This window comes from Pseudomonas sp. FP215 (assembly GCF_030687795.1).
Classification (GTDB): Bacteria; Pseudomonadota; Gammaproteobacteria; order Pseudomonadales; family Pseudomonadaceae; genus Aquipseudomonas; species Aquipseudomonas salmasensis.
In genome coordinates this window covers 2605445-2623419 of record NZ_CP117447.1, presented here as the reverse complement: position 1 = coordinate 2623419, position 17975 = coordinate 2605445, and the positions used below count along the sequence as shown (strand labels likewise).

Sequence of the window (17975 nt, the reverse complement as noted above, 5' to 3'; positions counted from 1 at the left end):
TCTGCTCATTCTTTATCGAGCTTGCCGACCAGGGACAACGTGAAGTCTGCCCCCATGTATTTGAAATGCGGGCGTACCGTGACGTTGACCCGATACCAGCCAGGCTCGCCCTCGACATCGCTGACGACAATGCGCGCGGCACGCAAGGGGCGACGCCCACGCACCTCGGCACTGGGGTTTTCCTGGTCCGCGACGTATTGGCGAACCCATTTGTTGAGTTCCAACTCCAGGTCCGTGCGCTCTTTCCATGCGCCCAACTGCTCTCGTTGCAGCACCTTGAGGTAATGAGCCAGGCGGTTGACCACCATCATGTAGGGCAATTGAGTGCCCAAGCGGTAATTCAGCTCTGCCGCCCGGCCCTCCTCACTGATGCCAAAGGATTTGGGCTTCTGCACGGAGCTGGCGGAAAAAAACGCTGCGTTGTCGCTGCCCTTGCGCATGGTCAAGGCGATGAAACCTTCTTGTGCCAGTTCGTACTCACGCCGGTCCGAAATCAGCACCTCCGTAGGAATCTTGGTTTCGATCTCGCCCATGCTCTGGAAATGATGCAGCGGAAGATCTTCAACCGCCCCGCCGCTTTGCGGGCCAATGATGTTGGGGCACCAGCGAAAGCGCGCAAAGCTATCGGTCAGGCGAGTGGCGAAGGCGTAGGCGGTATTGCCCCACAAGTAATGCTCGTGGCTGTTAACCACATTCTCCTGGTAGGCGAAGGTCTTGACCGGGCACTCAAGGGGGTCATACGGGGTGCGCAGCAGAAAGCGCGGTACGGTGAGGCCAATATATCGGGCGTCTTCGCTCTGCCGGAAACTTTGCCATTTGGCAAACTGCGGGCCTTCGAAATGGTCCCGCAGATCCTTCAGATCGGGTAACCCAGTGAAGCTTTCCAAGCCGAAGAAACTCGGCCCCGCCGCAGCGATAAAGGGTGCGTGGGCCATGCCGGCGACGCTGGATGCGTATTGCATCAGTTTCACATCGGGTGCACTGGGCGAAAGAAAGTAGTTGGCAATGATCGCGCCCACCGGCTGGCCGCCAAACTGGCCGTATTCGGCGCTATAGACGTGTTTGTACAACCCCGACTGGGTAATTTCCGAGGAGTCTTCAAAATCATCCAGCAGGTCCTGGCGCGAGACATTCAACAGCTCGATCTTGATGTTCTCGCGAAAATCGGTGCGCTCAACCAGCAACTGCAAGCCTCGCCACGAAGCCTCCAGTGCCTGGAACTCCGGGTGGTGAAGAATCTCATCCATTTGCTCGCTGAGCTTGGTATCGATCTCGGCGATCATCCGGTCGACCAGGCGTTTTTTTACCGGTTCGTCACAATTGTGTGGCTTGACCAGCTCTGCGATAAACGCCGACACCCCGCGCTTGGCGATGCCATAAGCCTCGTCGTCGGCGCTGAGCAATGTCTGGGAAATGATGTTATCGAGGATGCTACCGCCTTCGATAACCTGTACGGGTTGCGGGCTGTGTTGAATCGTGGTCATGGTGTCAGTGTCCTTTTACTGAAAATGTCAGGCTTGGGGCCTATCCAGCCCTAATTCGGCGAGCACTCGTGCGCGCGAGTCGCCATTGGCCAGCGTCCGCTCGATAGCGTTGCGAAAGCTGGGCGTATTACCCAGCGGGCCCTTGAGCGCCACCAATGCCTCACGCAATGCCATCAATTTTTGCAATTGCGGGATCTGCTCCACCAGGTTCGCGGGGTTGAAGTCCTTCATCGCGCTGATCCGCACCTGGACCGGCAACTCTTCCACGTCGGTTGCCTCCTGGAGGCGGTTGGGCACGCTCAGCGTCAGGCTCAATGCTTGCTTGGCCAACACCTCGTCAAAGGTGTGCTTGTCGATGCCGATGGGCTTGCGATCTTCAAGTTTGCGCGGGTCCGGGCGCAGGGAAAAATCCCCCAGCACCAGCAGCTTCAACGGCAGTTCGACGTCTTCCTGAGCGCCACCGACGGCGGGTTTGAAGGTAATGTTGATGCGTTCCTTTGGGGCTACCGAACCGTCTTTGGCCATGGTGCTTTTCCTTTTTGATGAGGCACTATTCAAGTACTGCTTCCAGGTCGAAATGGCACAACCGGCGATGCAGGGTGTCTTTTGCGTCTTGTACGGATTGGTTTTGTGGCAACAGGTCGTAGCAGCGATACAGCAGCTGGCCGACTTGCACGGCCAGCTCCGGCTCCCAACTTTCCAGGCCCGTGCGCTGTAACTGCAGGTCGAGTTGTTCCAACTGGATCCTGGCCAGGTCATGCTTGCCGGCCGCCACACACAACCTGGCCAGCGCCAGGTGCCAATGAAAGCGCGCTCGATCACCGCACGCCGCCCGCAGCCCTTGCTTGAGCACACCCACTGCAACCTTGAGGCCGTCCTTGCGCAGGCAAGGCATCACCGCTTGCAACGCCGCTTCCCAAGGCTGGGCGACGCTGTCGACGACAACACTGGAGGGCTCAGGCTTGCGTATGTGACGCATCACGTGAAGCGCGATCCACTCACCTGTCGCGGGGTCAGCAAAGGGCGTGCCGTCCTCGAACCGATACTCAGGCAGGTTCGGCAGGCGATGCAGCAGCAGAGCGAATTGCATTTCCAGTTCGGTCATGGCCAGCTCTGCGTGCAAGGCCTCCAGGCACTCCCAGACCATGCGCAACCCATCGAACCAGAACATTGCACCGGCCAGGCTGACCTCAAGCTCAAGCAACAGATCGGCGTAATGGCCTTGGCTGAAGCGGTCTTGATAGCGCTTGCGCTTGTCGCCAGCCAATGGGCGCAGCGCCGTGACCCGCTCACTATTGGCATCGGGATAATTGACGAGCATCAACCACGCCAGGGTTCGGCCCAGGCGCAAGGCACGCGGGTCGGTGGCATCCTGACGCAACCACCAGGCACATAAAGGCCGAGCCTGCTCCTGCAATGCGCGCAGCCGTTTGTGCGCGTCTTTTTCGTTATTGAGCGGTTGCTCGGGCTCTAGCAGCGCAGTTCGCGCTGGCTTGACCTGGGCAATGACGCCCGCGACGCCGCCAGGTTCGGCTGTAGCCTGGGCCAAACGTGCCGACATCTGCCGGCGAACCGGCAACAGCAACGGCGCCTCGCTGCCAAGCTGTTCGCCCCATAGCCGATCAAGACATTCCAGGTGTTCCAGCAGCGCCTGGCATAAAGGTCGTTGATCCTCGAGTGGGACGTTGTGCGCACACGCTTGTTCAAGGCGCGACACCAACCAGCCAAACGCCGCAATGCGGGTACGCAGCTTAACGGGATAGACCTGCGCCCAATGATGCTCGCAGAGTTCACGCAACACACCGAGCCCCGCCAGCAAACCAGCAAATGAATCACGCTGGTACAGGGCCCAGGCCAACCAGGCGGCGACGCGCAGATCCTTGGAATGCTCAAGCAGAATGCCCTCGCTGATTTCGCTGATCTTCTGCCAATCCGGCAGGCCCGCCCCATGAATGGAGTGCGCCTTGCCCAGCTCGGCTTCCAGCACTTCAAACTCACTTGAATAGCGCATATCACTGCCAACAAAACTGCTTGGCGAGCACGCTGTCCGTGCAAGTTTCAAGTAATAGGCATATTGCTTTTCTGAATAAACCATTTTGGGCTGCACACAACCATCCAAGGCAAAGTAGGCAAAATTAACATCATTGTTAAACCGCCCTTGAACTTCCGCTCAAAACACATTGAAGTGAGCGAACCTTAGCCACGAAAAAAACAATCAGCAAGTAACAGAACGGAACTTAAGAAACATCCTACACCACCTGAAAATAAAGGCCTGCGCAGCTATTTGCGCAGCCCACCCAAGCGAAACCCATCATCCACAGCCTAAAACCATGCATTTACCAAACATATGACATGAGCAACTAAATGCGCATATCTGTGCAACTAATGACACTAAAAACAACCCACAGCACTACAGCAAACGCATCAATAAAGGATGCTGAGTCTTTTTCGCCCTTATTTCATTGAGCCTCACACTTTCAGGCACGCTTCTTGTTATAGGAACCTGCCCGGTCAGCGCTCTCGCTGCCCGGCAATACCTACTCAATCAGGCAAGGAAACCCGTCATGCCCACACCCGCGTACCTCTCCATCACCGGTGTCAAACAAGGTTTGATTACGGCAGGCACATTTACCCAGGACTCGGTAGGCAACATTTATCAGGAAGGCCATGAGGACCAGATTCTGGTGCAGGCGTTTGCTCATCAGGTAATCATTCCCCGCGACCCGCAGTCGGGCCAGCCGACCGGTCAGCGCGTGCATAAACCGCTGATGATCAGCAAGGTTTTCGATAAATCCTCACCCTTGCTGTTCAGCGCCCTGACCACCGGCGAAGAAGTGTCCTGCCGCCTGGAGTGGCTGCGCACCTCCTCGGCCGGAACCCAGGAGCACTACTTCACGATTGAACTGGAAGGCGCCACCATCGTCGACATCCAATCGCGCATGCCCAACTGCCAGGACCCAGACAACGCCCACTTCACCCATCTGGAGGATGTGCACTTCACCTATCGCAAAATCATCTGGACTCACGAAGTCGCCGGAACGTCCGGCTCGGACGACTGGCGCAGCCCAGTGACGGGTTAAACGAGCAGTAACGACGGTAACCACGATGCGAAGCGAGCCGCTGTTGATCTTGATCTGCTTTTGATCTTGATCTCAGGCGCCCCGTTAAACCACGCTGGCCGAACGCAGGCTTGAATTCGTGGGTAACCCGGCAGGACGCCGGGTTAGCCGCCCCGCGCCATGGATGGCGCGTGGCGGCGGCCCACGGATTCAAGCCTGTGTTCGGGCACACCGAGCCCAAGCGAGGTGCCGAGTGGTGGGGCAAGAGCGTTTTGCTTACTTTGCCGCTTTTGCAAAGTGAGCCGCCGTCAGGGCGGAACCCTAAGCGGCCGTTACCGCAGAAATGGATATGTACTCGGTATAACTGCGTCGACTGTCAGACCGCATTCGCGAGCAAGCCCGCTCCCACATTTGGATCGTGGGGTGTCAGGTGGATAGGCGTCGGCTGGCAGGCCGCCATCGCAGGCAAGCCAGCTCCCACATTTGGATTGTGGGGTGTCAGGTGGATAAGCGTCTGCTGGGAGGCCGGCATCGCAGGCAAGCCAGCTCCCACATTTGGATTGTGGGGTGTCAGGTAGATAGGTGTCGGCTGGAAGGGCGCCATCGCAGGCAAGCCAGCGCCCACATTTGGATTGTGGGGTGTCAGGTAGATAGGCGTCGGCTGGCAGGCCGGCATCGCAGGCAAGCCAGCTCCCACAGGCTCAGCGTCGCGACACAAAGGCCCCATCCCAACCGGACAAACCAGCTCAATCGCAGTATGGTTGCCCTCTCACCATTCCCCAGGAAACACCGGTAATGCTGTTTGTCGTCATGCTCGGAGGCAAGCACCCGCGGGCCAGGATCGAAGTACACGATGTGGTATTCGCAGTGGCCGACACCCTGCAAGCCACCTACCCGCAACTACGCGACGCCTGGTTTGGCAGCCCCAAAGGCGTACACATCGATTCATGGATGGCCGTCGATGGCGTCGACGGCTGGAAGGTTGAACTGAGCCACCTGGCGCCCCACAGCGATGCGCCGCGCTTGTACTTCATCAACCTCGGTGGCTACGAGGCTAATAGCTTCGGCGAAGCCCATCACTACCTGCTGGTGGTCGCCCATCACAAACAAGAGGCCATGCGCAAAGGCAAGCAACAGATGCAGAGCCACTGGTCCCAGGCCCACACCGACGCGGTGCTGGATATCGACGATTGCCTGCCCATCGACCTGGTGGACGGCCGCTATATTCACCTGGTGCAAGCGGCGCACCGACCGATCGTGCAGCGCAACGACTATCTCGTGCTGCCTTGAACCGGCATGGCCTAAACAGTGGCGACTTAAAACCCAGTGGAACTTTGCCGAGAAATAACCGCCTGAATCCGGTACGCTCACCGTTTTTTACTCTAGGAGTTACTCACCATGGCCAAAGCCACCGCCCGTCACATCCTCGTTGCCACTGAAGACAAGTGCAACGAACTCAAAGCCCAAATCGAAGGCGGCGCTGATTTCGCAGAAGTCGCTAAAGCCAACTCCAGCTGCCCATCCAGCCGCCAAGGCGGTGATCTCGGTTCGTTCGGCCCAGGCCAGATGGTCAAGGAATTCGACACCGTGGTCTTCAGTGCCCCGGTCAACACCGTGCAAGGCCCGGTGAAGACTCAGTTCGGCTACCACCTGCTGGAAGTCACCAGCCGCCAGGATTGATTCAATCTGCGCTGATGCTATAAACAACGGCCCGCCCTTTGGTGGGCCGTTGTGCATCTGATGACTGGCGATGCCCAGGCCGTTAGCGTACAAATCCTTATTATTCTTTACCCGGCGCTCAAGGCTGATAATGCGATTGGCTTTTTCATCTCTGCTCTGTTCCACCCTGGCATTGCTAATGGCCAGCACTGCGGTGATCGCGGCCCCGCAAACCTACTTGACGGTATACGGCGAGCCGGCCAAGTACGCCGAAGGTTTCAGCCATTTCGACTACGCCAACCCCAACGCCCCCAAGGGCGGCAGCCTGCGGCGTTCGGCGCTGGAGGTGGGGCGCTTTGACCATGTGCTGCCCTATATCGACAAAGGCATCGGCGTGTCCCAGGTCGACGGCTGGGTGTACGCGCCCTTGGCGTTGCGCTCGCTGGATGAGCCTTACACTGTCTATGGCCTGGTGGCGCAAAAGATGGAACGCGCAGGCGACGGCCTGTCGCTGCGCTTCTACCTGAACCCCAAGGCGCGTTTTGCCGATGGCACGCCCATTACCGCGCAAGACGTGCGCTACAGCTTTGACGTGCTGATGACCCAAGGTAGCCTGCGCTATCGCACGTTGTTTGCCGACGTCAAACACGTCGAAGTCGAAGGCGAACGCCAGGTGCGCTTTGACTTTTCCAGCAACGAAAACCGCACCCTGCCCCTGGATATCGCCACCTTGCCGGTGTTCCCCGAGCACTGGTGGAAGACTCGCGACTTTGCCAACGGCGGCGGCTACGAAGCCCCGCTGGGTAGCGGCCCTTACAAGGTCAGCAAGATCGACTCCGGCAGCACCATCACCTTCACCCGCGACCCCGACTGGTGGGGCAAGGACTTGCCGGTCAGCCGTGGCCTGTACAACTTTGATCACCTGAGCCTGGAATACTTCGGCGACACCGAAGTGGCCCGCCAGGTGCTGCGCGGCGGCGCCTACGACTTCAACCGAGAGTTTTCCGCCACTGGTTACTCCATCGGCTACAACGGCCCGGCCCTGGACGATGGCCGCCTGCAGCGCGCGCACCTGGCCAAGGAGATGCCGCAGCCGGCCCAGGGCTACGTGTTCAATGTGCAAAAACCGATGTTCAAGGATCGCCGCGTGCGCCAGGCCCTGGCGATGCTGTGGGATTTTGAATGGGCCAACCGCCAGATGATGCGCAACCTGTACATCCGACAGCAGAGCTATTTCTCCAATAGCCCATTGGCCGCCAGCCAGTTACCCACTCCGGAAGAACTGGCGATCCTCGAACCCCTGCGCGGGCAGGTTCCCGACGAGGTGTTTACCCAGGTGTTCAAGGCCCCGGTCACCGACGGCAGCGGCATGATCCGCGATAAACAGCTGCAAGCCTTGGCCCTGCTGGAAGACGCCGGCTGGAAACCTGTGGGCGACAAACTCGTCAATGCCCAGGGCGAGCCGCTGGAATTCACCTTTCTGAATGTGCAGAACGGCCTTGAGCGCCTGTTGCTGCCCTACAAGCGCAACCTGGCGCAGATCGGCATCACCCTGAACATCCGCCGCATCGACTCCTCGCAATACGTCAACCGCCTGATGGCCCGCGACTACGACATGATCGTCACGGGCTTCCCGGTGACCACCTCGCCCGGCATGGAGCTCTATAACTATTTCGGTTCTGCCGCCGCGTTCGATTCGGGCGCCAACAACTACATCGTGCTCAAGGACCCGGCCGTCGATACGCTGATCCATGGCCTGGTCAAGGCCGACACCCAGGCGAAGATGCTCACCTATGCCCACGCCCTGGACCGCGTACTGCAATGGAACTACCTGTGGATCCCCAACTATTACCCACCGGGCACCTCGGCCGCGTGGTGGAACCGTTTCGGGCGCCCGGCCATCGAGGCAAAAAACGACGAAGCCCTGGAAACCTGGTGGGAAGTCAGCCCCACCCCGCTGACGAACGAACAAATGCAGGCTGAGTTGAAAAAACGCGGAGAGGCCCACTGATGTTTGCCTATATCGTACGGCGCCTGCTGCTGATCATCCCGACGCTGGTGATCATCCTGTTGGTGAACTTCGTGATCGTGCAGGCCGCGCCCGGCGGGCCGGTGGAGCAAGCCATCGCGCACTTGCAAGGCATTGGCGGCGGTGGTGTGGCGGGCGCATCCGGCGAAGGCATCAGCGGCTCGCGGGCCAGCCGCGGCCTGGACCCGAAGCTGATCAAGGACATCGAGAAACAATACGGCTTCGACAAATCCGCGCCGGAACGCCTGTGGTTGATGCTCAAGAACTACGCCCAACTGGACTTCGGCAACAGCTTCTTTCGCGGCGCGACGGTGACCGACCTGATTTTGGAAAAGATGCCCGTCACCATTTCCCTCGGCCTGTGGGCCACGCTGATCACCTACCTGGTGTCGATCCCGCTGGGCATACGCAAGGCCGTGCGCCATGGCAGCAGCTTTGATATGTGGAGCAGCACGGCCATCGTCATCGGTTATGCGATGCCGGCGTTCCTGTTTGCGATGTTCCTGATCGTGGTGTTCGCTGGTGGTACCTCGCTGAACTGGTTCCCGGTGCGCGGGCTGGTCTCGGAGAACTTTGCCGAACTGAGCACCGTGGGCAAGGTGGCCGATTATTTCTGGCACCTGGTGCTACCGGTCACCGCGCTGGTGATCGGCGGGTTCGCCACCTTGACCATCCTCACCAAGAACTCGTTCCTCAATGAAATCACCCGCCAGTACGTGGTCACCGCCCGCGCCAAGGGCTTGAGCGAACGCCGGGTGTTGTACGGTCACGTGTTCCGCAATGCCATGTTGCTGGTGATCTCGGGGATTCCCCAGGCGTTTATCAGTGTGTTCTTTGCCGGCTCGCTGCTGATCGAGGTGATCTTCTCGCTCGATGGCCTGGGCCGCATGAGCTACGAGGCGGCGGTGTCCCGGGACTACCCGGTGGTGTTTGGCTCGCTGTTTATCTTCACCCTGTTCGGCCTCCTGATAAAACTCATCGGTGACCTCTGCTACACCCTGGTGGACCCGCGTATCGACTTCGCCGCGAGGAACGCCTGATGCTCAACCTGTCTCCCGTGGCCCGTCGGCGTTTCGAGCGCTTCAAGAAAAACAGGCGTGGCTGGTGGTCGCTGTGGCTGTTTATCGGCCTGTTCATACTGACCCTGGGCGGCGAGTTGATCGCCAATGACAAACCGCTGGTGCTCAGTTTCAAGAACGAGCTGTATTTCCCGGTGTTCAAGCGCTACACCGAACAGCAGTTCGGCGGGCAGTTGCCGTTCCAGGCGGATTACCGCAGTGACTACGTGCAAAAGTTGATCAAGCAGGATGGCGGTTGGATGCTGTTCCCACCGATTCCGTTCAGCGATGACACCCCCAACTACGAACTCACCCGCCCTGCCCCGAGCCCGCCGTCGGCGGTGAACTGGCTGGGCACCGATGACCAGTCCCGCGATGTGTTGGCGCGGGTGATCTTTGGCGCACGGGTGTCAATCCTGTTTGCCCTGGCCCTGACTGCCATCAGCGCCGTCATCGGGATTGCCGCCGGCGCGCTGCAGGGGTACTACGGCGGCTGGGTGGACTTGCTTGGGCAACGCATCCTGGAGGTGTGGTCTGGCCTGCCGGTGCTGTACCTGCTGATTATCCTGTCGGGGTTTGTCGAGCCGAACTTCTGGTGGTTGCTGGGGATCATGGCGCTGTTTTCCTGGCTGGCCCTGGTGGACGTGGTGCGCGCCGAGTTCCTGCGCGGGCGCAACCTGGAATACGTCAAGGCCGCACGCGCCCTGGGTCTGGGCGATGGCAAGATCATTCGCCGGCACATCCTGCCCAACGCCATGACCGCGACCCTCAGCTATTTGCCGTTTATCTTGACCGGGGCGATTTCCACCTTGAGCGCCCTGGATTTCCTTGGCTTCGGCATGCCCGCCGGCAGCGCGTCCCTGGGTGAGCTGATCGGCCAGGGCAAGCAGAATCTGCAAGCGCCGTGGCTGGGCTTGACGGCGTTTTTCACCTTGGCGCTGATTCTGTCGTTGCTGGTGTTTATCGGCGAGGCACTGCGTGATGCCTTCGACCCCCGCTCATGAGTAACTGCGTATGAACCTGATCGAAATCCGCGACCTGTGCGTCGCTTTCAACGGCCAGACCGTCGTGCGCAACCTGAGCCTGGACGTGTGCCCCGGCGAGTGCCTGGCGCTGGTGGGCGAGTCGGGCTCGGGCAAGTCGGTGACGGCCCATTCGATCCTGCAACTGCTGCCGCAAGCCGGCACCGACACCCTGGGTTCGATCAAGTATCGCGGCCAGGAACTGATCGGCGCCTCACCAAGCACCCTGCAAAAATTGCGCGGCAACCGCATTGCCATGATTTTCCAGGAGCCGATGACCTCGCTGAACCCGCTGCATAGCATCGAAAAGCAGATCGGCGAAACCCTGCTGCTGCACAAAGGCCTGGGCGGCAAGGCGGCGCAGGCGCGCATCCTCGAACTGCTGGAACTGGTGGGCATCCAGAAACCCCAGGAACGGCTCAAGGCCTACCCCCATCAACTGTCCGGCGGCCAGCGCCAGCGGGTGATGATCGCCATGGCCCTGGCCTGCGAGCCCGAACTGTTGATTGCCGACGAGCCCACCACGGCGCTGGACGTGACAGTGCAGCGCAAGATTCTGTTGCTGCTCAAATCCTTGCAGCAACGTTTGGGCATGTCGCTGCTGTTGATCAGCCACGATCTGAACCTGGTGCGCAGTATCGCCCAGCGGGTCTGCGTGATGCGTGCCGGGGAAATCGTCGAGCAGGCCGACTGCCAGGCCCTGTTCACCGCACCGCAGCACCCCTACAGCCGCCTGCTGCTGGATGCCGAGCCCTCGGGCGATGTGCTGTGCAGCGAGCCGCGTGAGACGGTACTGGAAGTGGATGACCTGAGCGTGCAATTCCCCCTCGGCGGCGGGCTGTTCCGCGCCAAGACCTACCTGCGCGCGGTGGACGGCATCAGCCTCAGCGTGCAGCGCGGCAAGACCCTGGGGATTGTCGGTGAGTCCGGTTCCGGCAAGTCGACCCTGGGCCAGGCGATCCTGCGCTTGCTCGACTCCAGCGGCAGCATCCGCTTTCAGGGTGAGGCCCTGGACCCGCTCAACCATCAGCAGATGCGCCCATGGCGCAAGCAGATGCAGGTGGTGTTCCAGGACCCCTATGGCAGCCTCAGCCCGCGCATGTCGGTGCAGCAGATCATCAGCGAGGGCCTGGAAGTGCACGCACCGTGCAGCCTGGCCGACCGCGAAGCGCAAGTGATCCAGGTGCTCAAGGACGTGGGGCTGGACCCTGCCAGCCGGCATCGTTACCCCCATGAGTTTTCCGGTGGCCAGCGCCAACGCATTGCCATTGCCCGCGCCCTGGTGCTCAAGCCCGCGCTGATGCTGCTCGACGAACCCACCTCGGCGCTGGACCGTACGGTGCAGAAACAAGTGGTGGCGCTGCTGCGCGAGCTGCAGGACAAATACGGCCTGACCTACCTGTTTATCAGCCATGATTTGGCGGTGGTGCGCGCCATGGCCCATGACATGATCGTGGTCAAGGATGGCAAGGTGGTGGAGCGTGGCGCGAGCCATCATGTGTTCGAATCGCCCCAGCACCCGTACACCAAAGAACTGCTGGCTGCAGCGCACATCCCCTTGTGATGATTAACAGGATTCTGCCTCCATGAGCACTAGCCTCAAGGACTACCAACAGGTTCGCGGCCTGGCCATCCAGTCGCTGTTCGAGATCATCGAGCAGTCCAGCGAAGGCACGGTCATCGTCGACCGCGATGCGAATATCGTGTGGATGAACGAGCGTTACGCCAAGCGTTTTGGCCTCAAGAGCGCCGACCAAGCCATCGGCCAGCCGTGCGAGCAGGTGATTTCCAACAGCCTGCTGCGCCAGGTGGTGCGCAATGACCGGCCGATCCTGCTGGACATCCAGGACACCCCCAAAGGCCCGCTGGTGGTGATGCGCCTGCCGATCCACGACGAGGCCGGGACGGTGATCGGCGCGATTGGCTTTGCGCTGTTCGATGAACTGCGCAACCTGTCGCCGCTGATCGAGCGCTACCTGAGCATGCAACAGGAGCTGGCCTCCACGCGCTCACTGCTGCGCTCGCGGCAGAGCAAATACAACTTCGCGCACTTTATCGGCACCAGCGCGGCGAGCCTTGAGGTCAAGCGCCGGGCGCGGCGCAGTGCGAGTGCCGAGTCGCCGGTGTTGCTGCTCGGGGAAACCGGCACCGGCAAGGAGCTGCTCGCCCAGGCCATCCACGGCGCATCGCCTCGGGCGCACAAAGCCTTTGTGAGCATCAACAGCGCGGCGATTCCCCATGACCTGCTTGAAGCCGAGTTTTTCGGCACTGCACCCGGTGCGTTTACGGGTGCCGACCGCAAGGGTCGCCCCGGCAAGTTCCAGATAGCCCAGGGCGGCACGCTGTTTCTCGATGAAATCGGCGATATGCCGCTGCCCCTGCAAAGCAAATTGCTACGGGTGTTGCAGGAAAAGGAATTCGAACCGGTAGGCTCCAACGAGATGCTGCACAGCGATGTGCGGGTGATTGCCGCGACGTCCATGGACCTGGAAGCGGCGATCAAGCGTGGCGAGTTTCGTGCGGATTTGTATTACCGCCTCAACGTATTGCCGATCCAGGTACCGCCCTTGCGTGAACGCCTGGAGGATATTCCGGCATTGAGCGAGGCGATCCTTGAGGAGTTGCGCAGCCAGCACGAACTGGACCGCGATGCCCTGGCGCTGTTGGCCCAACATGCCTGGCCGGGCAATATCCGCGAGTTGCGCAATGTGCTGGAGCGAGCGGCGCTGTTGAGTGATGACCTGATGCTCAATGCCAGCGACCTTCGCGCAGCGATTGGCACGTTCAGCCCGGTACAACGGGGCGCGGTGGCGGCGGTCGAGGGTGAAACCTTTGCGGCGGCGCGGGAGCGCTTTGATCGGGAAGTGATTGCGGGGGCGCTCAAGGCCTGTGACGGCAATGTGGTAGAGGCGGCCAAGCGGTTGGGGCTTGGGCGGTCGACGTTGTATAAAAAAATGCTGGTGCTTGGACTAACTTAGTCTCAAATTAGAGACATCATTCCCAATATCAAGACAATCTTATGTGGGAGCTGGCTTGCCTGCGATAGCGCTCTAACAGTGCCCTACAAGCCAGCTGAACCACCGCTATCGCAGGCAAGCCAGCTCCCACAAGGATCTCCACTCGTCTCTCGATTGAGACTGTCTTCTGAAAAACCGTCGTCAACAGCCAATAAATCTTTATATATCAACAAGTTATAAATATGGCACACATCTCGCTATAGCTCCCTCCCAAAGCGTCACCCACAACAATAACAATCCGATGGAGACACACCATGAGTGTGATCATTGCCCTGGCCGCGCTCGCGCTGCTGATGCTGGCCGCCTACCGTGGCTATAGCGTTATCCTGTTCGCCCCCATCGCCGCCCTTGGCGCCGTCCTGCTCACCGACCCCTCCGCCGTCGCCCCTGCCTTTACCGGGGTGTTCATGGAAAAGATGGTCGGTTTTATCAAGCTGTATTTCCCGGTATTCCTGCTTGGTGCGGTGTTCGGCAAGCTCATTGAGCTGTCGGGGTTTTCGCGCTCGATCGTCGCCGCTGCGATCCGCTTGCTCGGCACGCGCCAGGCGATGCTGGTGATTGTGCTGGTCTGCGCCCTGCTCACCTACGGTGGCGTGTCGCTGTTCGTGGTGGTGTTTGCGGTGTACCCGTTTGCCGCCGAGATGTTCCGCCAGAGCAATATCCCCAAGCGCCTGATCCCGGCGACCATCGCCCTCGGCGCGTTTTCGTTCACCATGGACGCCCTGCCCGGCACGCCGCAGATCCAGAACATCATCCCCAGTACCTTCTTCAACACCACCGCCTGGGCGGCGCCGTGGCTGGGGCTGATCGGCACGATCTTCGTGTTCTGCGCCGGCATGCTCTACCTCGCACGCCAGCGCAACAAGGCCCAGCGGGCCGGTGAAGGCTATGGCACCGAGTTGCGCAATGAGCCGGAAACCGCCGACAACTTGAGCCTGCCCAACCCGTGGCTCGCGCTGTCGCCGCTGATCCTGTTGGGGGTGATGAACCTGTTGTTCACCCACTGGATCCCGCAGTGGTACGGCAAGACCCACAGCCTCAGCCTGCCGGGCATGAGCGCGCCGGTGACCACCGAAATCGCCAAGCTCACTGCGATCTGGGCGGTGCAGGCGGCGTTGCTGGTGGGGATTATCGTGGTGCTGGTGTTCGGCTTCTCGGCGATCAAGAGCAAGCTGGCTGAAGGCAGTAAAAGCGCGGTCAGCGGTGCATTGCTGGCGGCGATGAATACCGCCTCGGAATATGGGTTTGGCGCCGTGATCGCCTCGCTGCCGGGTTTTCTGGTACTGGCGGACTGGCTCAAGGGCATCCCCAACCCGCTGGTCAACGAAGCGATCACCGTGACCTTGCTGGCCGGTATCACCGGCTCGGCTTCCGGCGGCATGAGCATCGCCCTCGCCGCGATGTCCGAGAGCTTTATTGCAGCCGCCCACGCGGCCAATATCCCCCTTGAGGTGCTGCACCGGGTCGCGGCCATGGCCAGCGGCGGCATGGACACCCTGCCCCACAACGGCGCGGTGATCACCTTGCTGGCGGTCACCGGGCTGACCCACCGCGAAGCCTACAAGGACATTTTTGGTATCACGATCATCAAGACCCTCGCGGTGTTCGTGGTGATCGGTACTTTCTACGCCACCGGCATTGTGTGAGGTTTTCATGACGACTTTGAATGGCAAGACCGCCCTGGTCACCGGCTCCACCAGCGGCATCGGCTTAGGGATAGCCCTGAGCCTGGCCAAGGCCGGCGCCAACCTGATTCTCAACGGCTTTGGCGACGCCAGCGCGGTGATCGCCCAGGTGCAGGCGTTTGGCGGCAAGGTCGGGCACCACCCGGCCGACGTCAGCGACCCCGCGCAGATCGCCGACATGCTCGCCTACGCCGAGCGCGAGTTCGGTGGCGTGGACATCCTGGTCAACAATGCCGGTATCCAGCATGTGGCAGCGGTGGAAGACTTTCCGGTGGAACGCTGGGATTCGATCATCGCCATCAACCTGTCCTCGGTGTTCCACAGCACTCGGCTGAGCTTGCCGGGCATGAAGGCCAAGGGCTGGGGGCGCATCGTCAATATCGCCTCGGTGCACGGCCAAGTCGGCTCAGTGGGCAAGGCAGCGTACGTGGCGGCCAAGCATGGGGTGATCGGCCTCACCAAGGTGGTGGGCCTGGAAACCGCCACCAGCAATGTGACCTGCAACGCCATCTGCCCGGGCTGGGTGCTGACGCCACTGGTGCAGAAGCAGATTGATGATCGTGTGGCCACCGGGGTCGACCCACAGCAGGCACAGCAGGATCTGCTGGCGGAGAAGCAGCCGTCACTGGAGTTTGTGACGCCGTCGCAGTTGGGCGAGCTGGTGTTGTTCTTGTGCAGTGAAGCCGGTGCCCAGGTGCGCGGCGCGGCCTGGAACATCGATGGTGGCTGGCTGGCCCAGTAAACCCGTGATGATCGTTCCCACGCTCTGCGTGGGCACGCAGACCGGGGCGCTCCGCGCCCCAAAAGCGGACGCAGAGCGTCCAGTCAGGCATTCCCACGCGGAGCGTGGGAACGAGAAGAGGCAGCTTATGTCCGACATCCTCTGGCAACCCTCCCCGGAACGCATCGCCAACACGCGCATGGACCAGTTCCGCCGCTTCATCAACCAACGGCACGGCGTACAGCTCCACGACTACCCCGCCCTGCACCAATGGAGCATCGACCAGCGCCCGGACTTCTGGCAGGCGATTGTCGCGTTCTTTGACGTGCAGTTTCGCAGCCCGTCCAGCGTCACGCTGATCGAAGACGTGGAGATGCCCAGCGCCCAATGGTTTCCCGGCGCCACCCTGAACTTTGCCGAACACCTGTTGCGCCGCCGCGATGATCACCCTGCCGTGGTGGCTGTCAGCGAAGACGGCCAACGCGAACAATTGAGCTATGCCCAACTGGCAGAGCACGTGGCCGGCCTGCAAAAAAGCCTGCGGGCGGCCGGGGTCGGCATGGGTGACCGGGTGGCCGCGTGTATGCCCAACACCTGGCAAACCCTGGTGGGCATGCTCGCCACCACCAGCCTCGGTGCTATCTGGTCGTGCTCCTCGCCAGACTTCGGCACCCAGGGCGTCATCGACCGCTTCGGCCAGATCGAGCCCAAGGTGCTGATCACCTGCGCAGGCTACCGCTATGCCGGCAAGCGCATCGACCAGAGCGCCAAGCTCAATGAAATCCTTGAGCGCCTGCCCTCCCTGCAACAGCTGATCATCGTGCCGTACGCCAAGCCCGAAGCGCAGGCTGGGGACTACACCACCCACGCCCACGTCGCGCTGTGGGACGACTTCTATCAGGCCGCCGGCGAACCCGAATTTGTCGCGGTGCCGTTCGATCACCCGCTGTATATCCTTTATTCCAGCGGCACCACCGGCATCCCCAAGTGCATCATCCACGGCACCGGCGGCGTATTGCTGACGCACCTCAAGGAACACGGCCTGCATGCCGACCTGAACCGCGAGGACTGCCTGTTCTACTACACCACCTGCGGCTGGATGATGTGGAACTGGCTGGTGTCGGTACTGGCGATCGGCGCCACCGCGGTGCTGTACGACGGCTCGCCGTTCCACCCCGGCCCCGAACGCTTGATCGACCTGATCGATGCGGAAAAAATCAGCGTGTTCGGCACCAGTCCCAAATTCCTCGCCACCCTGGAAAAATCCGGGTTGCAACCGCGCTTGAGCCACGACCTGGGCAGCCTCAAGGGTCTGATTTCGACGGGCTCGCCGCTGTCGCCCCAGAGTTACAACTATGTGTACCGCGAGATCAAGGCTGAGCTGTGCCTGTCGTCGATGTCCGGTGGCACCGACATTGTCTCCTGCTTTGTGATCGGCAACCCGGTGCTGCCGGTGCGGCGCGGTGAGATGCAGTGCAAGAGCCTGGCCATGGCCATCGAAGTGTGGGACGACCAGGGCCGGCCCCTGATCGCAGAGAAAGGCGAACTGGTGTGCACCCGGCACTTCCCGGCCATGCCCATCGGGTTGTGGAACGACCCGCAGCAGCAAAAACTGCGCGCTTCGTATTTCAGCCAGTTCCCCGGCGTGTGGGCCCAGGGCGACTATGCCGAGCAACGCGCCAACGGCAGCCTGTTGATTCATGGGCGTTCAGACGCGGTGCTCAACCCCGGCGGCGTGCGTATTGGCACCGCCGAGATTTATCGCCAGGTGGATAAAATCCCGCAGGTGCTGGAAAGCCTCGCCATCGGTCAACGTTGGCAGGACGACGTGCGCGTGGTGCTGTTTGTACGCCTGGAGGACGGGATCGAACTGGACGAGGCGCTGCAACAGCAGATCCGCCAGGTGATTCGCGCCAACACCACACCGCGCCACGTGCCGGCGAAGATCCTCGCTGTCACGGATATCCCCCGCACCATCAGCGGCAAAATCGTCGAATTGTCGGTGCGCAATGTGGTGCACGGCGAGCCGGTAAAAAACACCGATGCCCTGGCCAACCCCCAGGCACTGGAGCAATTTCGCGACAGAGCTGAGCTGGCTTATTAGATGAAAGGTTTCAGCGCTGACACGGCACTTTGAAGAAAAACCCTCAAGGCATGCTATTTTTCCGGGGTAGCCACCCGTTGCCACTCCTTGGGATAATGGGTGTTGTCATTTTTCAAAGCGTCATGCTCAGGGCTTTT

At 60.7% G+C, this 17975-nt stretch carries 14 protein-coding genes; 11 read left to right on the top strand and 3 right to left on the bottom strand.

Annotation, left to right across the window (positions count from 1 at the left end):
- Positions 1-5: 5 nt before the first annotated feature.
- The 3 genes from tssC to tssA are packed head-to-tail and all read right to left on the bottom strand — an operon-like array spanning position 6 to position 3579.
- Entirely contained in the window at positions 6-1484 is a 1479-nt protein-coding gene (tssC, locus tag PSH76_RS11965; protein WP_305494142.1) for a type VI secretion system contractile sheath large subunit, read from the bottom strand.
- A 27-nt stretch (positions 1485-1511) separates the two neighbouring features.
- Positions 1512-2009, bottom strand: a complete 498-nt coding sequence (gene tssB, locus PSH76_RS11960) for a type VI secretion system contractile sheath small subunit (RefSeq protein ID WP_098951200.1) — start codon at positions 2007-2009, stop codon at positions 1512-1514.
- Positions 2010-2034: 25 nt separating this feature from the next.
- Entirely contained in the window at positions 2035-3579 is a 1545-nt protein-coding gene (tssA, locus tag PSH76_RS11955) for a type VI secretion system protein TssA (RefSeq protein WP_305494141.1), read from the bottom strand.
- 469 nt (positions 3580-4048) lie between these two features.
- Between tssA and PSH76_RS11950 the strand changes: the two genes are divergently transcribed.
- The 11 genes from PSH76_RS11950 (at position 4049) to PSH76_RS11900 (ending at position 17838) form a co-directional block, all read left to right on the top strand.
- A complete protein-coding gene (locus tag PSH76_RS11950) occupies positions 4049-4564 on the top strand; it encodes an Hcp family type VI secretion system effector (RefSeq protein WP_014718214.1) in 516 nt (171 codons plus the stop codon).
- Between the two features lie 774 nt (positions 4565-5338).
- A complete protein-coding gene (locus PSH76_RS11945) occupies positions 5339-5833 on the top strand; it encodes a DUF1543 domain-containing protein (RefSeq protein WP_032896903.1) in 495 nt (164 codons plus the stop codon).
- A gap of 108 nt (positions 5834-5941) precedes the next feature.
- Positions 5942-6223 carry a peptidylprolyl isomerase gene (locus PSH76_RS11940; protein WP_003208024.1) on the top strand — a complete coding sequence of 94 codons (282 nt, stop codon included), beginning with the start codon at positions 5942-5944 and terminating at the stop codon, positions 6221-6223.
- A gap of 130 nt (positions 6224-6353) precedes the next feature.
- Entirely contained in the window at positions 6354-8213 is a 1860-nt protein-coding gene (locus PSH76_RS11935) for an extracellular solute-binding protein (protein ID WP_056788144.1), read from the top strand.
- Complete coding sequence (locus tag PSH76_RS11930) at positions 8213-9271, top strand: microcin C ABC transporter permease YejB (protein WP_032876053.1); 1059 nt, start codon at positions 8213-8215, stop codon at positions 9269-9271. Before PSH76_RS11935 ends, PSH76_RS11930 begins: the two co-directional genes overlap by 1 nt.
- Positions 9271-10293, top strand: a complete 1023-nt coding sequence (locus tag PSH76_RS11925; RefSeq protein ID WP_032896898.1) for an ABC transporter permease — start codon at positions 9271-9273, stop codon at positions 10291-10293. Before PSH76_RS11930 ends, PSH76_RS11925 begins: the two co-directional genes overlap by 1 nt.
- A 10-nt stretch (positions 10294-10303) precedes the next feature.
- A complete protein-coding gene (locus PSH76_RS11920) occupies positions 10304-11875 on the top strand; it encodes an ABC transporter ATP-binding protein (RefSeq protein WP_305494140.1) in 1572 nt (523 codons plus the stop codon).
- A 22-nt stretch (positions 11876-11897) separates the two neighbouring features.
- On the top strand, positions 11898-13289 hold the full coding sequence (locus PSH76_RS11915; RefSeq protein ID WP_278917840.1) for a sigma-54-dependent Fis family transcriptional regulator: 1392 nt from the start codon (positions 11898-11900) through the stop codon (positions 13287-13289).
- A gap of 293 nt (positions 13290-13582) precedes the next feature.
- On the top strand, positions 13583-14974 hold the full coding sequence (locus tag PSH76_RS11910) for a GntP family permease (protein ID WP_305494139.1): 1392 nt from the start codon (positions 13583-13585) through the stop codon (positions 14972-14974).
- A gap of 7 nt (positions 14975-14981) precedes the next feature.
- Positions 14982-15755 (top strand): 3-hydroxybutyrate dehydrogenase, encoded by a 774-nt coding sequence (locus tag PSH76_RS11905; protein ID WP_003191811.1) that lies wholly within the window; start codon positions 14982-14984, stop codon positions 15753-15755.
- A gap of 127 nt (positions 15756-15882) precedes the next feature.
- On the top strand, positions 15883-17838 hold the full coding sequence (locus tag PSH76_RS11900; protein ID WP_305494138.1) for an acetoacetate--CoA ligase: 1956 nt from the start codon (positions 15883-15885) through the stop codon (positions 17836-17838).
- Positions 17839-17975: the final 137 nt, after the last annotated feature.

What these genes read in the sequence shown, in the direction of transcription:
- tssC (WP_305494142.1), bottom strand. Translation starts at nt 1,484, where the DNA reads ATGACCACGATTCAACACAGCCCGCAACCCGTACAGGTTATCGAAGGC.
- tssB (WP_098951200.1), bottom strand. Translation starts at nt 2,009, where the DNA reads ATGGCCAAAGACGGTTCGGTAGCCCCAAAGGAACGCATCAACATTACC.
- tssA (WP_305494141.1), bottom strand. Translation starts at nt 3,579, where the DNA reads ATGGTTTATTCAGAAAAGCAATATGCCTATTACTTGAAACTTGCACGG.
- PSH76_RS11950 (WP_014718214.1), top strand. Translation starts at nt 4,049, where the DNA reads ATGCCCACACCCGCGTACCTCTCCATCACCGGTGTCAAACAAGGTTTG.
- PSH76_RS11945 (WP_032896903.1), top strand. Translation starts at nt 5,339, where the DNA reads ATGCTGTTTGTCGTCATGCTCGGAGGCAAGCACCCGCGGGCCAGGATC.
- PSH76_RS11940 (WP_003208024.1), top strand. Translation starts at nt 5,942, where the DNA reads ATGGCCAAAGCCACCGCCCGTCACATCCTCGTTGCCACTGAAGACAAG.
- PSH76_RS11935 (WP_056788144.1), top strand. Translation starts at nt 6,354, where the DNA reads ATGCGATTGGCTTTTTCATCTCTGCTCTGTTCCACCCTGGCATTGCTA.
- PSH76_RS11930 (WP_032876053.1), top strand. Translation starts at nt 8,213, where the DNA reads ATGTTTGCCTATATCGTACGGCGCCTGCTGCTGATCATCCCGACGCTG.
- PSH76_RS11925 (WP_032896898.1), top strand. Translation starts at nt 9,271, where the DNA reads ATGCTCAACCTGTCTCCCGTGGCCCGTCGGCGTTTCGAGCGCTTCAAG.
- PSH76_RS11920 (WP_305494140.1), top strand. Translation starts at nt 10,304, where the DNA reads ATGAACCTGATCGAAATCCGCGACCTGTGCGTCGCTTTCAACGGCCAG.
- PSH76_RS11915 (WP_278917840.1), top strand. Translation starts at nt 11,898, where the DNA reads ATGAGCACTAGCCTCAAGGACTACCAACAGGTTCGCGGCCTGGCCATC.
- PSH76_RS11910 (WP_305494139.1), top strand. Translation starts at nt 13,583, where the DNA reads ATGAGTGTGATCATTGCCCTGGCCGCGCTCGCGCTGCTGATGCTGGCC.
- PSH76_RS11905 (WP_003191811.1), top strand. Translation starts at nt 14,982, where the DNA reads ATGACGACTTTGAATGGCAAGACCGCCCTGGTCACCGGCTCCACCAGC.
- PSH76_RS11900 (WP_305494138.1), top strand. Translation starts at nt 15,883, where the DNA reads ATGTCCGACATCCTCTGGCAACCCTCCCCGGAACGCATCGCCAACACG.